This is a genomic window from Collimonas pratensis, assembly GCF_001584185.1.
Taxonomy (GTDB): Bacteria; Pseudomonadota; Gammaproteobacteria; order Burkholderiales; family Burkholderiaceae_D; genus Collimonas; species Collimonas pratensis.
The window spans coordinates 3,209,331-3,223,156 of sequence record NZ_CP013234.1 but is presented as its reverse complement, the minus strand read 5'-3'; the positions used below and the strand labels follow the sequence as shown (position 1 = coordinate 3,223,156).

At 61.0% G+C, this 13,826-nt stretch carries 15 protein-coding genes; 4 read left to right on the top strand and 11 right to left on the bottom strand.

Going from position 1 to position 13,826, the window contains the following annotated elements; all coding sequences use genetic code 11:
* Window positions 1–91: 91 nt before the first annotated feature.
* The 8 genes from CPter91_RS14425 to CPter91_RS14395 all read right to left on the bottom strand — a co-directional run bounded on the left by CPter91_RS14425 (window position 92) and on the right by CPter91_RS14395 (window position 6,978).
* Complete coding sequence (locus CPter91_RS14425) at window positions 92–1,393, bottom strand: ABC transporter permease (protein ID WP_061941430.1); 1,302 nt, start codon at window positions 1,391–1,393, stop codon at window positions 92–94.
* Between the two features lie 52 nt (window positions 1,394–1,445).
* Complete coding sequence (locus CPter91_RS14420; RefSeq protein WP_061941428.1) at window positions 1,446–2,387, bottom strand: ABC transporter ATP-binding protein; 942 nt, start codon at window positions 2,385–2,387, stop codon at window positions 1,446–1,448.
* A 135-nt stretch (window positions 2,388–2,522) separates the two neighbouring features.
* The gene (locus tag CPter91_RS14415; RefSeq protein WP_061941427.1) at window positions 2,523–3,314 is read right to left on the bottom strand and encodes a peptidylprolyl isomerase; all 792 of its coding nucleotides are present in this window, start codon (window positions 3,312–3,314) and stop codon (window positions 2,523–2,525) included.
* Window positions 3,315–3,428: 114 nt separating this feature from the next.
* Window positions 3,429–3,707 carry a BolA family protein gene (locus CPter91_RS25780; protein WP_082792854.1) on the bottom strand — a complete coding sequence of 93 codons (279 nt, stop codon included), beginning with the start codon at window positions 3,705–3,707 and terminating at the stop codon, window positions 3,429–3,431.
* Window positions 3,691–4,323, bottom strand: a complete 633-nt coding sequence (locus tag CPter91_RS14410) for a septation protein A (RefSeq protein WP_061941425.1) — start codon at window positions 4,321–4,323, stop codon at window positions 3,691–3,693. The genes CPter91_RS25780 and CPter91_RS14410 overlap by 17 nt, the downstream gene beginning before the upstream one ends.
* 54 nt (window positions 4,324–4,377) lie before the next feature.
* Window positions 4,378–4,776, bottom strand: coding sequence for a peptide-methionine (R)-S-oxide reductase MsrB (gene msrB, locus CPter91_RS14405; protein ID WP_061941423.1), 399 nt, complete (start codon window positions 4,774–4,776; stop codon window positions 4,378–4,380).
* Between the two features lie 23 nt (window positions 4,777–4,799).
* Window positions 4,800–6,296: a protein adenylyltransferase SelO gene (locus CPter91_RS14400; protein ID WP_061941421.1), complete on the bottom strand. Its 1,497-nt coding sequence runs from the start codon at window positions 6,294–6,296 to the stop codon at window positions 4,800–4,802.
* Between the two features lie 70 nt (window positions 6,297–6,366).
* A complete protein-coding gene (locus tag CPter91_RS14395) occupies window positions 6,367–6,978 on the bottom strand; it encodes a DUF2239 family protein (protein WP_061941419.1) in 612 nt (203 codons plus the stop codon).
* Window positions 6,979–7,134: 156 nt separating this feature from the next.
* Here CPter91_RS14395 and CPter91_RS14390 point away from each other — a divergent pair, with 156 nt between their 5' ends.
* Genes CPter91_RS14390 through CPter91_RS14375 form a run of 4 tightly spaced genes read left to right on the top strand, consistent with a single transcriptional unit; the run spans window position 7,135 to window position 10,608 of the window.
* Window positions 7,135–8,079 (top strand): branched-chain amino acid ABC transporter permease, encoded by a 945-nt coding sequence (locus CPter91_RS14390; protein ID WP_061941418.1) that lies wholly within the window; start codon window positions 7,135–7,137, stop codon window positions 8,077–8,079.
* 5 nt (window positions 8,080–8,084) lie between these two features.
* Window positions 8,085–9,149 carry a branched-chain amino acid ABC transporter permease gene (locus CPter91_RS14385; protein WP_099047300.1) on the top strand — a complete coding sequence of 355 codons (1,065 nt, stop codon included), beginning with the start codon at window positions 8,085–8,087 and terminating at the stop codon, window positions 9,147–9,149.
* A complete protein-coding gene (locus tag CPter91_RS14380) occupies window positions 9,146–9,916 on the top strand; it encodes an ABC transporter ATP-binding protein (RefSeq protein WP_061941414.1) in 771 nt (256 codons plus the stop codon). The genes CPter91_RS14385 and CPter91_RS14380 overlap by 4 nt, the downstream gene beginning before the upstream one ends.
* Window positions 9,913–10,608 (top strand): ABC transporter ATP-binding protein, encoded by a 696-nt coding sequence (locus tag CPter91_RS14375; RefSeq protein WP_205631605.1) that lies wholly within the window; start codon window positions 9,913–9,915, stop codon window positions 10,606–10,608. Before CPter91_RS14380 ends, CPter91_RS14375 begins: the two co-directional genes overlap by 4 nt.
* Before the next feature lie 87 nt (window positions 10,609–10,695).
* Here the strand turns inward: CPter91_RS14375 and CPter91_RS14370 are convergent, their stop codons facing one another.
* The 3 genes from CPter91_RS14370 to hutC form a co-directional block, all read right to left on the bottom strand.
* Window positions 10,696–11,496 (bottom strand): ferredoxin--NADP reductase, encoded by an 801-nt coding sequence (locus tag CPter91_RS14370; protein WP_061941412.1) that lies wholly within the window; start codon window positions 11,494–11,496, stop codon window positions 10,696–10,698.
* Window positions 11,493–12,998, bottom strand: coding sequence for an MFS transporter (locus CPter91_RS14365; RefSeq protein ID WP_061941410.1), 1,506 nt, complete (start codon window positions 12,996–12,998; stop codon window positions 11,493–11,495). The genes CPter91_RS14370 and CPter91_RS14365 overlap by 4 nt, the downstream gene beginning before the upstream one ends.
* 103 nt (window positions 12,999–13,101) lie before the next feature.
* Window positions 13,102–13,812 (bottom strand): histidine utilization repressor, encoded by a 711-nt coding sequence (gene hutC, locus CPter91_RS14360; RefSeq protein WP_082792853.1) that lies wholly within the window; start codon window positions 13,810–13,812, stop codon window positions 13,102–13,104.
* Window positions 13,813–13,826: the final 14 nt, after the last annotated feature.

Here is a 13,826-nt window from a genome sequence, read left to right as displayed (position 1 = left end):
GTCTTCTGGTAAGAATCTGATCTTCAAAAAAAGCAGCCCTGTATCTATCGAGGGCTGCTTTTTTTATGGGCAAAATCCGGCTTCTTGCTCCTTATTCTTTGAGCGCATCGCGCCGGAAGCGCCACACGGCCAGGACGCCGAACAGCGCGGTAAACCCGAGCAGCGCCGCCATCGCAGGCAGTGCCGCCTCAAATCCTAAGCCGCGCCAGGTCATGGCGTCCAGGCCGTCCACCGCCCAGCGCGTCGGCACCACCAGCGTCGCCGTCTGCAGCCATTGTGGGAACAGGAAAGTCGGCACCCAGGCGCCGCCCAGCATCACCATGATCAAGGTCGCGAACATGGCCAGTCCGCGTGCTGCTTCCGGGGTCTTGCCGAAAGCCGCCACCAGCAGGCCGAAGCTGGCGGTGACCAGGGCGAAACAGATGCCGACGCCGATGAAGCCCGGCAGGCTACCGGCGATCTGCACATTCAGCACCAGCATGGCGAACAGGAAAATCACGCACAAGATGACGAAGGCAATAATTGCGCTCGATAGCGCGCGCGCCAGCAGCACCGTATTGAGCGTGATCGGCGCCGCCAGCAAGCGGTTCCACAAGCCCATGCGGCGCCATAGCAGCACCGCAATCCCGGCGTCGATCCCCATGAACAGGATGAACTGCACGCTCATGCCGGCGAAGGCGTGAGCGTAGCCATTGTATTTCTGCAGACCTGAAGTCAGCGCCTGATCGCTGGTGGAATAGGGTACCGACAAGCCTGCTTGCTCCGGCTGCACGGCTGGTTGGTCGGCGCCGCTTTCTGCTTTCTTGGCGGCGCGCGACTGGTATTCCTTGATGCTGCTCAACATCTTCAGCAGATCCGGATTCTGCGTGGCGTTGCGCTGCAAGGCGTCGATGCTGGTGTTCAGGTAGGAGTCGGTGGCCTTGATGTCGAACATTTCTGCGCTGACGTTCTGCATCACGTACTGGGTCAGCATGCCTTTCACCATCGCCAGCACTGCTTGCTGCGAGGGGTCGTAATACACCGGTATTTCGGGCTTGTCGTGGCCGCCAAAGAAGGCATTCTTGGCGGCCACGCCGAAGCCGGCCGGCAGCACCACAGCCACGCTCAGCTTGCCATGGCGAACCTTGTCTTGGGCTGCCGCCAGCGGCAGCTCCTGCACATTGAGTGCGCTGTCGGCCTTGAGCCCGGCGGCGATCTTCTGGCTGGTGCCGCTGTCGTCGAGCTGGACCAGGGCAATGTCGATCTTGCCATTGCTGACGGCGCCGGAGCCGCCGAACAGATAGCCGAAGAAGGCGCCTAGCACGATCGGCATCAGCAGGCTGATGAGCAGGGCGCGACGGTTGCTCAGGTACAGGATCAGGTCCTTGCGGACCAACGCGGTTAGGGCGCTCATGGATGGTGCTCCGAAACGGAAGAAGAGGGGGGAGGCTGCGGTATGCCGGCGCTCAGTCGCGCAGGCTGCGTCCGGTCAGACCGAGGAAAATGTCTTCCAGCTTGGCCTTGGCGGTCATGAAGTGCAGCGGCGGCCGACCGTTGGCGCTCAGCCATTGCAACAGCGGCAGCGCATCGTCTGTCGCGCGCAGGTCGATCTGCAGGCTGCTGTCTTTGCCGGCGATACCGATGACGCCGGGCTGGCGACGAATCTGATCCAGCAGGCCGGTGTCGGCCGGCTGTGCCAGGTCCACCTGCAGCGCGGCTTGCGCCGGCAGCCGCCGGTACAGCGCGGCCGGGGTTTCATCGGCCAGTACTTTGCCGTGGTCGATGACGACGATGTGATCGGCCAGCCTTTCGATTTCTTCCATGTAGTGGCTGGTGTAGATCAGCGAGCGGCCCTGGCGCTTGAGCTGCTCAAGGCTGTCGAAGATGGCGTTGCGGCTTTGCGGATCGACGCCGACGGTCGGCTCGTCCAGGATCAGCAGCTGCGGATCGTGCAGCAGCGCGGCGGCAATGTTGAGCCTGCGCTTCATGCCGCCGGAAAAACTGCTCGGCTTGTCGGCTGCGCGGTCGCTCAGGTTGACCAGCGCCAGCACTTCGCTGCAGCGTGTCTTCAGTTGATTGCCACCAAGGCCGTAAAGCGCGCCGAACAGTTTCAGGTTCTCGTTGGCCGACAAGTCTTCGTACAGCGCCAGGTCTTGCGGCACCAGGCCGATCTTGTGCTTGGCGGCGCTGTTGCCGGCGTTGACCGCAACCCCGTCCAGCAGGATTTCGCCGGCGTCCGGCCGCAGCAGGCCGCAGATCAGGCTGACCGTGGTCGACTTGCCGGCGCCGTTGGGGCCGATCAGGCCTAGCGTCTGGCCCTGCCGGACCTGGAATGAAACGCCATCGACCGCGCGCCTGTCGCCATAGGATTTGCAGAGGCTGGATACATTGAGCAGCGTGGCGGCCATTGTGCGATCCCGAGATTGAGTTGCTTCATTGTAATTGCTTGTTTTAATTCCATCAACGCCGATTGAATAAACACGTGGGCGTAAAAAAAGCGCTCCGAAGAGCGCTTTTTATCAGCGGTGTTTTGCCAGGTATGCTTATTGAATCTTCGCTTTTGCACGCAGATCTTGCTGGTAAGCCTGCAGTTTCTTCTGTTGCAGGGCTTCAGTGATTTGCGGCTTGACTTCAGCCAGTGTTGGGATCTTGGCAGGACGGACTTCGTCCAGCTTGATCACGTGATAGCCGAACTGGGTCTTGACCGGTGTGTCAGTCAGTTGACCTGGCTTCAGTGCTACCAGCGCATCGGAGAATGGCTTCACGAACGAAGCTGGCGTTGCCCAGCCCAGATCGCCGCCGTTGGCTGCCGAACCTGGATCCTTCGATTGCTTGGCCAAATCTTCAAACTTGCCGCCGGCTTTCAGCTTGGCGATGATGGATTTTGCATCGGCTTCGTTCTCGACCAGGATATGCTGTGCATGGTATTCCTTGTCGCCGGCCTGTGCCTTGAACTTGTCGTACTCAGCCTGGATATCGGCATCCTTGATCGGGTTCTTCTTGATGAAGTCGGCGACCAGAGCACGGATCAGGATCGATTGACGGGCGATGTCGGCTTGCGCCTTGACGTCAGGGTTGTTGCCCAAGCCCAGCTTGTCAGCTTCCTGGATCAGCACTTCGCGGTTGATCAGTTCATCTTTGACCATGTTGCGCAGTTCCGGGGTGTCGGGTTGACCACCCTGAGCGCCGCCCTGAGCGGACAATTGCTTGATCATCATGTCGGCGCGCGACGATGGGATAGCCTTACCGTTCACGACTGCCAGGTTTTGTGCCATGACAGGCAATGCAGCAGCTGCAAAAAGTACCACCAGTAAACGTGAAGGTTTAAATGTCATTATCAAATCCTAATTTGGGGAGGTTGTTAATAAATTAATTAATGCGAACCAAGGCAGAATAACCGAAGTATATTTGAAGGACAATTATTCTTTCCGATTGCATATAGATATGTTCTACGCAGTTTTTGTTTCAGATGGTGCCAGTGCAGTGATAGCCAGTGCATGAATTTCAGCGTGCATCATATCAGCCAGGCAATCATACACCAGCCTATGCCGTTTTAAGCGATTTTGTCCCTCAAAAAGCGCGCAAACTATTCGTACCCGGTAGTGTCCACCGCCAGAGGCGGCGCCGGCGTGTCCCACATGCAGCGCCGATTCGTCCTCCACTATACATTCCAGCGGCGCAAGTGTAGCTGTCAATTTGTTACGAATGGTATCAAGTCTTGGGTTCATCTGGGTCCTTGATGTATTTAGAGAGCAGGATGCTTTGACCGATGACGAAGACAAACATCAGCCCCATGCCGCCGAACAGCTTGAAGTTAACCCAGGTCGCAGTCGGGTAATTGAAGGCGATATACAGGTTCAGGCAGCCCATGAAGGCGAAGAAGGCGACCCAGGCCAGGCCGACCCGAGCCCAGATCGGCTCCGGCAAGGCCAACTGTTTCTCCATCATGGTACGGACCAGATTCTTCTTTAGCAGCAGCTGGCTCACCACCAAGGCCGCGGCAAACGCCCAATACAGCACGGTCGGCTTCCATTTGATGAAGGTCTCGTTATGGAAGTAGATGGTGGCGCCGCCGAATACGGTAATGATCAGTAGCGAGACCCACAGCATGGCGTCGACTTTCTTGCGGCGCAGCAGCAGGTAGCCGATCTGCGCTATCGTGGCGACGATCGCCACCGCGGTCGCCAGCAGCACCGGCGCTTGCGCGGCGGTGACGACACCGCCGGAAACGAAGCCTGAGAGATAATTGCTGACCAGCGCTTGCGCGGCCTCGGGACTTCCTTCGCTCCATTTGAAGATGCCGAAGAAAAGTATTACCGGGAAAAGGTCGAACAGGAACTTCATGTGTTTGCTGTGCTTTCAGTCAGGATAAATCAGAATAAATGCGCGCTTGAAAAATCAGCCTGCCGGGTCGAACCGCAGCGAGGCCGAGTTGATGCAGTAACGCAAGCCGGTAGGCGGCGGCCCGTCCGGAAACACGTGGCCGAGATGGGCATCGCACACTTTGCATAAAATTTCAGTGCGCATCATGCCATGAGTGCGGTCGATGCGCTCTTCTACATTGTCGGGATTGATGGCTTTGAAGTAGCTCGGCCAGCCGCAGCCGGAATCGAACTTGGCGTCCGATTCGAACAAGGGCGTATTGCAGCACACACAGGTATAGATGCCGTGTTCGTGATGGTCCCAGAAGCGCCCGGTGAAAGCCCGTTCGGTCGCCGCATGGCGGGTCACTTCGTATTCCATCGGATCCAGCTCGGCGCGCCATTCGGCGTCGGTCTTGACGATTTTGCTGCTCATGTTTTATTCCAATCCATGCCAATCTAAGACGAACAGCTGACTTCGAGTCCGCGCGCCCAGTCAGGAGGCAATTCGGCGTACTTTGCGTGCTGCGGCTGTTCGTCAAACGGGTTTTCGAGAATTTCCAGTAATTTCCTGACTTCCGAGAAGTCCTTGTTTTGCGCCTGTTCGATTGCGGTTTGCGCCAAATAGTTTCGTAATACATATTTGGGGTTGCAGCTATCCATTGCAAGCTTGCGGCTGTCGTCCCGGCTATTTTCCAGTTTCAGGCGTGCCCGGTATTGTAACGCCCAGGCGTCGAATGCCGCACGGTCCAGGAATAAGTCGCGCAAGGGGGCGTCGGCGCCGGCATCGTCCAGCCGCAAAGCCCCCAGGCGGCGGAAAAACAGCGTGAAATCGACGTGGCTGACTTGCATCAGCGCAAACATGGCATCCAGCAGCTTGTCATCGTCAGCCTGCTGTGTCGCCAGCCCCAGCTTGGCATGCAGCAATTCATCCAGTTTTGCCCCGTATTGCGCCTGATAGCCGCTCAACGCCGCTTCGGTCGCCTCGACGCTGCCGATCAGCGGCAACAAGGCTTGGCCCAGCGCAAAGCAGTTCCAGTGGCCGATCTGCGGCTGCTTGTTATAGGCGTAGCGGCCCTGCTGGTCGGTATGGTTGCAGATATGGCTGGGGTCATAGGCTTCCATGAAGCCGAACGGGCCGTAATCCAGCGTCAGCCCCAGGATAGACATATTGTCGGTATTCATGACCCCATGCATGAAGCCGACCGCCTGCCATTGCGCCATCAGATGGGCGGTGCGGCGGGTGACCTCGGCCAGCAGCGCCTGGTAAGGATTATCAGCGGCCAGCAATTCCGGATAAAAGCCGGCGATGACATAGTCGGCCAGGGTTTTCAGGGCATCGTGCTGGTTATTGTAATACCAGTGCTCGAAAGAGCCGAAGCGCACGAAGCTGGGCGCCATGCGCGTCACCACGGCGGTCGTCTCGGGCCGCTCGCGCATCGCCCACTGGCCGGAACCGACGATGGCCAGGGCGCGCGAAGTAGGGATGCCAAGCGCCGCCATCGCTTCCGAGCACAGATATTCACGGATCGAGGAACGCAGCACGGCGCGGCCGTCGCCCATGCGCGAGTAGGGCGTGGCGCCGGCGCCTTTGAGCTGCAGTTCCATGCGTCCGCCATTAGTGGCGGCGACATCGCCCAGCAGGATGGCGCGGCCATCGCCCAGCTGGCCGGCCCAGACGCCGAATTGGTGGCCGGAATAGACCGCTGCCAGCGGTTGCGAGCCAGCAGCTATGCGGTTGCCGCTGAGCGTCTGAATCAGGTCGGCGCTTTCAAATGCGGCTGACTCCAGCCCGATCAGTTGCGCTGCGGATTGGCTGGCATCCACCAGATAGGGGGCGGGCAGCGGCGTCGGCAGCAGCCGGGTATGAAAGGGCGCTGGCAAGCCCGCAAATGCGTTGGCGAAATGCAGAAGTTCGTGCGTGGAGGTTTCGGAAGTAGCCAAATCAGTGTTCATTGCACGCATCTATGAATATGTCGGTCTCCAAGTATCGCATGGCTGACCCAAGTACGATTACTTACGGCCGCTATGCCTGTACGGAGAAGGCGCGGTTTGCCAGCGTGATGAGATGATCGCGCACATCCGGCGTCCACGCCTCAACCAGCAACTCGAATCCAGCCTGGTCGCCGGCAAACAAAGCCCGTGTCGCTTCCTCGAAATTCACACTGTTGCCAGCCATCGCCGACATGAAGTGATAGGCGTATTCCTGGGCGCGGCGCAGCTGATCGCGCTGTTCGCTGTGGCGGCGCGCTTCTTCCACCAGTTTGCGTAGGGCCACCGAGGCGCCGCCGGCTTGGGCGTTGAGCCAGTCCCAGTGCCGCGGCAGCAGCGTCACTTCGCGGCCGACGACGCCCAGTTTGGGGCGGCCCGGGCCGCGCGCGGGTTCATGGCTGTCGGGACTTTCTGCTGGCACGGCGGCGGCGGCGGCGCCGGCAGCCAGGCGCTGCAGCACTTGCTCGGCGCTGCCGCGGAAATCCACTTCGACCTGCTCACTGGTGACATCGTCGAAAATCAGAATAGTCGCGTTGTCGTTGCGGTCCAGCAGTTCCTTGGCTTTCAAGGCCACCAGCGCGAGCTGGCCGGTGGCGATGCGGTGCGATCCGGCAAAGGCGATTACCGGGTTGGTCGATGTGCTCATGGCGGCATGCTTCTCGTGAGTTAGGTGATTGCTTAAATATTACCCGGGTTTAATTGTTGTGTCAATATTACCTTGGTAAAAATGCCGGTGGATTGATAAATATGGTTTTTGGACAAACCGGTAGAATGCCGGACCTGAGCATCACATATCCGCACAATGGAATTTACCCTCATCACTTTGCTGAATGGCCTCAGTTACGGACTGCTGCTATTCCTCCTGTCAGCGGGGTTGACCCTGATATTCAGCATGCTGGGCGTGCTGAATTTTGCGCATGCCAGTTTCTATATGCTGGGCGCTTATTTTGCCTATGCCATCAGCATCCGGCTGGGATTCTGGCCGGCGCTGCTGCTGGCGCCGCTGCTGGTCGGCCTGCTGGGGGCGTTGGTCGAGCGGGTTGGACTGCGCCATGTGCGGCGCCATGGCCAGGTGGCGGAACTGCTGTTCACTTTTGGTCTGTCGTATGTGGCGATCGAATTGGTGCAGCTGGTGTGGGGCAAATCGGCGCTGCCGTACGCGATTCCGGCGCAGCTTGATGGTCCTTTGTTTACCTTGTATTCGACGACATTTCCGGCCTATCGCGGCTTCATGATGCTGCTTGCGCTGCTGATACTGGCGGCGGCCGGCTGGCTGCTGCAGCGCTCCCGCATCGGCTTGCTGATCCAGGCGGCGCTGACCCATCCGCAGATGCTGGAAGCGCTGGGCCACAATGTGCCGCGGCTGTTCACTTTGGTGTTTGCCGCGGGCTGCGCGCTGGCCGGCCTGGCTGGCGTGGTGGGTGGCAATGCCTTCGTCACCGAGCCGGGCATGGCGGCCGGCGTCGGCAGCATTATTTTCGTGGTAGTGGTGGTCGGCGGCCTTGGCTCGCTGAAGGGCGCCTTCATCGCGTCGCTGCTGATCGGCGTTTTGCAGACTTATGCGGTGGCGCTGGACGTTTCTTTGCTGAGCGGCCTGGCGCACTGGGGCGTCCAGCTTGGGCCTGACGTAGTCGGCTATTCCTTGCTGCGGCTGACGCTGGCGCAAGTGGCCCCGGTCTTGCCCTATCTGCTGCTGGTGCTGGTCATGCTGCTGCGTCCGCGCGGCTTGTTCGGAGTGCGGGATTGATGCAGATGGCGCTTTCTTCCTGGCGCGGCAAATTGCTCTGGCCGGCATTCGCCTTGCTGCTGCTGGGGGCGCCGCTGCTGTTTGCCCAAAGCGCCGCGCTGTCGATCCTGTCGCAGTGCGGTTGCATGATGGTCCTGGCGCTGTCCTTCAACATGCTGTTGGGGCAAAGCGGCATGCTGTCTTTCGGCCATGCCGTGTACTCTGGCCTGGCGGCTTTCGCCAGCGCGCATTTGATGAACCGGTTGGCGGGCAGCGGCGCAGCCGCGCTGTTGCTGGTGCCTTTGGCCGGCGGCGTGGCCGGCATGCTGGCGGGCGCGGTATTCGGCTATGTCACTACGCGCCGGGCGGGAACCGCATTGTCGATGATCAGTTTGGCGCTGGTGGAATTGGTGGCCGCTGCCGTGTTGATGTTTCCTGCCTGGTTTGGCGGCGAGAGCGGCGTCAGCACCGATCGTGTGCTGGGCGCGCCGTTCCTCGGCATCGATTTTTCTTCGCAGCTGCAGGTCTACTACCTGATTGCCTTCTGGCTTTTCATCTGCGCGGCAGCCATGTACGGCCTGACGCAGACGCCGCTGGGCCGTATCGCCAATGCGGTGCGCGACAATCCGCAGCGCGCTGCCTTCATTGGCCACGATCCGCGCCGGGTGCGTTACCTGATGTTCATGTTGTCGGCCTTCTTCGCCGGCATCGGCGGCGCGTTGACCGCGATCAATTTTGAAATCGTCAGCGCCGAAAACCTGAGCCTGCTGCGCTCTGCGCAAATCCTGCTGTTCACCTTCATCGGCGGCATCGGTTATTTCTTCGGGCCGATGATAGGGGCGATTACCGGCGTGCTGTTTTCTTCTTTGCTGTCGGCTTACACCCGCGGCTGGCAACTGTACCTGGGCTTGCTGTTCTTGCTGATCGTGCTGTTCGCGCCGGGCGGCATTGCAGGCGCCTGCATCAAGCTGTTTGGCGGCTGGCGCCTGATTACAGCGCGTGCTTGGCTGCGCCTGGCGACTGGGCTGCTGATAGCCGGCGCCGTCGTGTTCCTGATTGAAATGCTGTACCGGCGCGCGGCGGTCCTGTGAGCGATCAATTGCATCCGCCCATTCTCGAATTGCGCAACCTGCACAAGCAGTTCGGCGCCACGCGCATTATCAACGGCGCTGCCTTGCAGTTGCGGGAAGGAGAAAAGCTGGCGTTGATCGGCCCCAACGGTGCTGGAAAATCGACCCTGTTCAACCTGATATCGGGAGCCATCGCTCCCAGCAGCGGCGAGCTTCTGCTGCGCGGGCGCGAGATCGGCGGCATGACGCCGTTCCAGATCAGCCGGCTGGGGCTGGCGCGCAGCTTCCAGATCACCAGCATCTTCCCGCGCCTGAGTGTGACGGAGAACCTGCGGACGGCGGTGCTAGCGGCGCATGGTTATCGCTATACCTTCTGGCGGCGCCTGTCCGGGCTAGGTAAAGTCAATGATCGCATCGAGGAAATGCTGCAGCAATGCGGCCTGCAGAAGCACGCCGCAACACTCGCCGGCGACCTCAGTTATGCCACCCAGCGCGCGCTGGAGATCGGCATCACGATTGCCGGCGGCGCCAGCCTGCTGTTGCTGGATGAGCCGACCGCCGGCATGAATCGCGACGAGGCCGCCGCTGCGACCGAGCTGATCCGGCGCGTGAGCAGCGGCAAAACCCTGCTGCTGATCGAGCACGATATGGACGTGGTGTTCGGCCTGGTGGACCGTATTGCGGTACTGGTCGATGGCCGCATCATCGCTTGCGACACGCCGGCGGCGATCCGCGCCAATCGCGCCGTGCAGGAAGCTTATCTAGGCATGGAGGCACAGCAGCCATGAGCGCCTTGCTGGAAATCCGCGGCTTGCACGCCTTCTACGATCAGGGCCGGGTACTGCATGGCGTCGATCTTGAGGTCGGCGCCGGTGAAATCGTCAGCCTGCTGGGCCGAAACGGCGCCGGCCGTTCCACTACGCTGAAAGCGGTCATGGGCATGTTGCGTTGTCACGGTTCTGTGCGGCTGAACGGCATCGAGCTAATCGGCCTGAAGACCTTCCAGATCGCCCGCCATGGCATGGCTTACGTGCCTGAAGAGCGCGCAGTGTTTCCTACGTTGACGGTGCAGCAGAATCTGTTACTGGGGCAGCTGCGGCAGGAGCCGGCGGCCCTGGACGAGGTGTGGCGCCTGATGCCGCAGCTGGCAGTGCGCAAGCATGTCGCTGCCGGCCTGTTGTCCGGCGGCGAGCAGCAGATGCTCAGTCTGTGCCGCAGCCTGATGGGCAAGCCGCGCTTGTTGATGGTGGACGAGCCGACGGAAGGGCTGGCGCCGGACATGGCGCGAACCGTGGCGCAACATTTGTCGGCGCTGCGGGCGCAGGGCTTAGGGATACTGCTGGTGGAGCAAAAACTCGGCATCGCGCTGGAAATTTCTGACCGCGTGCTGGTGATGGGGCACGGCCGGATTGTGTTTGGCGGGACGCCGGCGCAGCTGCGCGCTAGTCCCGCCATACGGCAGAAGTGGCTCGAAGTCTAGTGTCGTGTCATGCCTCATCTGTCGGCATCTCGCTTGTCCTTGGCGCGATATACCGACAGATGAGGCATGACACGACACTAGTCTCGCTTACCAATAGTCTTCGGTCACAAACTGCCCCGGCACGGCCCGCCGGCAAGGGCGCAAGCCTCTTTGATGCAGAATTTCGCGCGTTTCCGTGATCATTTCCGGATTACCGCACATCATGATGCGCGATGCCTCCACCGTGATCGGCAAACCGGCTGCGGCTTCCAGCGCGCCGCTGGTCAGCAGGGTGGTGATGCGTCCCTGCAGGTTGCCGGGCGCGGCCACGGCATCGCGCGTGGTGGCGCGGATCAGTTGCAGGCGCGCGCCGCCGGCAGCCAGATGCGGCCGCTGCGGCAGGGCAGCCAGCAGTTCCTGGTAGGCCAGTTCTTCGGCATTGCGCACGCAATGCACCAGGATCAGGTGACGGAATTTCTGCCACACCATCGGGTCTTGCAGGATAGATATGAAGGGACCGAGCCCGGTGCCGGTGGCCAGCATCCACAGATCTTCGCCGTCGACAAAGCGGTCGGCGGTCATGAAGCCGTAGCTGAACTTCTCCACCAGCACAGGATCGCCCGGTGTCAGGTTTTTCAGCTGTTCGGTGAACTGGCCGCCCGGAACCTGCACCAGGAAATACTCCAACTCGTTTTCCTCCGCGGCGGAAGTAAGCGAATAGGCGCGCCACAAGGTTTCTTCGCCAACCGTCACGCCCAGGCGGGCGAACTGCCCCGGCGTGAACTGATAGCCGGCCGGACGGGTAGTGCGGAATGAAAACAGCTTGTCGGTCCAGTTGTGGACGCTGGTGACGGTTTCCGTGCTGGCCTTGAGCGGCGAGACCGCTGGTTTTGGAGGCGTGCTGCTCATGGCAGAGGTTCCTGTAGTGGCTGATCGTGTTGCATGCGTTGGCCGGCGCCGGGCGTTGCAGCCGCCGGGGCCTTTAAGCGCAAAGCCTGGCGTACCGTGAAAAATGCCAGCAGCGGCGCTAGCGCAAAGCAGATGAATAGCCATTGTGCCGCATTTTCCGCACCTGGCAAACCGCCCGGGTCGGCCAGGCCGGACAGCGATGTCACCATGCCGGCCAGGGCGGCGCCGATGGCAGTGGCGAACAGCTGCACCGTGGTCAGCGAGTAGGCGGCCAGGTTGCCTTCGTCGGGATGCGCGCTGCTCAGGATGCTGGCCATCAGATGCGGCATGCCCATACCGATGCCGAAGCCGACCAGTATCAGGGCGATGCACAGCGGCAGCAGGCCGTAGCTGTCCAGCACGGTGGCTGACGGCAGCATGAACGACAGGGCGAGAAGGGCGGCAATCACCACCAGCGGCCCGGCCTTCATGACAAACCGCGCGCGGGCGCCGCCATAGCTGGAGAACAGCAGGGCCGCCAGGGTCCAGCCGCAGGACATGATGCCGGTCAGGTAGCCGGCCAGCAGCGGTGAATGACCCTGGATCACCTGCAGGAAATACGGCACGTAGATTTCCGTGGTCAGTCCCAGGATCATCAGGATCATGGTGGCGTACAGTGCGCCGATGCGGCTGCGCAGGGAAAATGCACCGCTCGGCAGCAAGCGCGCGCCAGGGCGCTGCTCCAGCCGGGCGATCAAAGCGATCAGGGCGATGCCAAAGACGATGCCGACTATATTCATGACGGTGCTGCTGAACAGGCTGGCTGCGGACACCGACAACACGGCCGCCGCCAGCAGCAATATCTTGGTGAGGGGGATGCTGTCCGCCTTTTCTTCCGAGCGAGTTTCTGCCGGAATTTTCAGCGTAAACTGCACCAGCAGCGCGAGGATGGCTGCCGCCGGCAGCAAGAACCAGAAAGCGCCGCGCCAGCTGCCGGCTTGCGCAAACATGCCGCCGATGGCCGGCCCGGACAAGGTGGATATGCCCCACATGCCGGACATCAGCGCCATGGCGCGCGACCATAGCGGCGGCGCAAACACCACCCGGATCATGGCGTAGGACAGCGCGACCAGCACGCCGCCGCCGAAGCCCTGGACGGTGCGCGCCAGCAGTAGCCACACCATGTGCGGCGCCAGCGCGCAGCCGGCCGAGCCGATCGAAAACACCAGCAGGGCGAGCAGGCTGGCGGAGCGGTAGCCCAGCCATTCCACCAGTCTTGAAGCCAGGCCGGCAGCGACGATGGAAGCCACCACAAACAGCGAGGTGGCCCAGGCATAGTATTCAAGGCCGCCGATATCTTTCACCACCGATGGCAGGATAGTGGTGACGATGTAGACATTGGTGGCATGCATGCCGATGCCGCCGGCCAGGGTCAGCGAGCGCAGGGCGTTTCGCCCCGATAGCAGGTCAGACCAGCTGGCTGGCGGCGGATCGGTGGGAATAGCGTTAGATGTAGGCGACATGGATGAGTCTGTCCTGATAGATACTGATAAGTTGAAATGGCGTGGCTGGCCCGCACCGGCGCCGGGCGCCGATCCTGGGCGGTGCTGGCGCGGTCTGGCTGACTTAGAAGCCGCCGGTAAACTGATACCTTGAGCCGGGATGCCACAGCGTGACTGCAGTCGCCACCGTATCGTGCACCCAGGTGCGGCGCGACAGCAGCAAGCAGGGCTCGCCGGCTTCCATCTGCAGCAGCTTGCGCATGGCCGCTTCAGGCATTTTCGATTCGATGCTGTATTCGGCGCGGTCGAGCGGGGCGATCTGCACCATATAGTGGTTTGGCGTCACCAGATGAAAATCCTGTTGCAGGTAGTCGGGAAACAGCTGCGGATTGGTGTAGCGGTCTTCCAGCTGGATTGGGATGTCGTCGGCGAAGTGCACGATCACCGAGTGGAACGCCGGTCCGGCATCCAGTCCCAGCGCCTTCAGCGCCACCGGCGTGGTGCTGGCTTCCAGCGTCAGCACCTGACTGCGGTAGCGGTGGCCACGGGCCACCAGTTCATCGTCGATACTGCGGATTTCCACCAGTGTAGACTGGTATTTTCCCGGCGCGACATAGGTGCCGGAACCCTGGATGCGCACCAGCAGCTGGTTGTCGGTCAGTTCGCGCAGGGCGCGGTTGACGGTCATGCGCGACAGGTTGAACTGGATCATCAGTTCGCGCTCGGACGGGATCAGGTCGCCCGGCTTCCATTCGCCGCCGCGGATCTGCTGCAGCACGTGGTCTTTTACCTGCTGGAATGCGGGAATTGCCTTTTTTTCTATTGCGCCATGCATATGCCGGCTCCTAC

Bases quoted from the DNA above. Each gene is read 5' to 3' on its own strand.
- CPter91_RS14425 (WP_061941430.1), bottom strand. From the start codon at position 1,393: ATGAGCGCCCTAACCGCGTTGGTCCGCAAGGACCTGATCCTGTACCTG.
- CPter91_RS14420 (WP_061941428.1), bottom strand. From the start codon at position 2,387: ATGGCCGCCACGCTGCTCAATGTATCCAGCCTCTGCAAATCCTATGGC.
- CPter91_RS14415 (WP_061941427.1), bottom strand. From the start codon at position 3,314: ATGACATTTAAACCTTCACGTTTACTGGTGGTACTTTTTGCAGCTGCT.
- CPter91_RS25780 (WP_082792854.1), bottom strand. From the start codon at position 3,707: ATGAACCCAAGACTTGATACCATTCGTAACAAATTGACAGCTACACTT.
- CPter91_RS14410 (WP_061941425.1), bottom strand. From the start codon at position 4,323: ATGAAGTTCCTGTTCGACCTTTTCCCGGTAATACTTTTCTTCGGCATC.
- msrB (WP_061941423.1), bottom strand. From the start codon at position 4,776: ATGAGCAGCAAAATCGTCAAGACCGACGCCGAATGGCGCGCCGAGCTG.
- CPter91_RS14400 (WP_061941421.1), bottom strand. From the start codon at position 6,296: ATGAACACTGATTTGGCTACTTCCGAAACCTCCACGCACGAACTTCTG.
- CPter91_RS14395 (WP_061941419.1), bottom strand. From the start codon at position 6,978: ATGAGCACATCGACCAACCCGGTAATCGCCTTTGCCGGATCGCACCGC.
- CPter91_RS14390 (WP_061941418.1), top strand. From the start codon at position 7,135: ATGGAATTTACCCTCATCACTTTGCTGAATGGCCTCAGTTACGGACTG.
- CPter91_RS14385 (WP_099047300.1), top strand. From the start codon at position 8,085: ATGGCGCTTTCTTCCTGGCGCGGCAAATTGCTCTGGCCGGCATTCGCC.
- CPter91_RS14375 (WP_205631605.1), top strand. From the start codon at position 9,913: ATGAGCGCCTTGCTGGAAATCCGCGGCTTGCACGCCTTCTACGATCAG.
- CPter91_RS14370 (WP_061941412.1), bottom strand. From the start codon at position 11,496: ATGAGCAGCACGCCTCCAAAACCAGCGGTCTCGCCGCTCAAGGCCAGC.
- CPter91_RS14365 (WP_061941410.1), bottom strand. From the start codon at position 12,998: ATGTCGCCTACATCTAACGCTATTCCCACCGATCCGCCGCCAGCCAGC.
- hutC (WP_082792853.1), bottom strand. From the start codon at position 13,812: ATGCATGGCGCAATAGAAAAAAAGGCAATTCCCGCATTCCAGCAGGTA.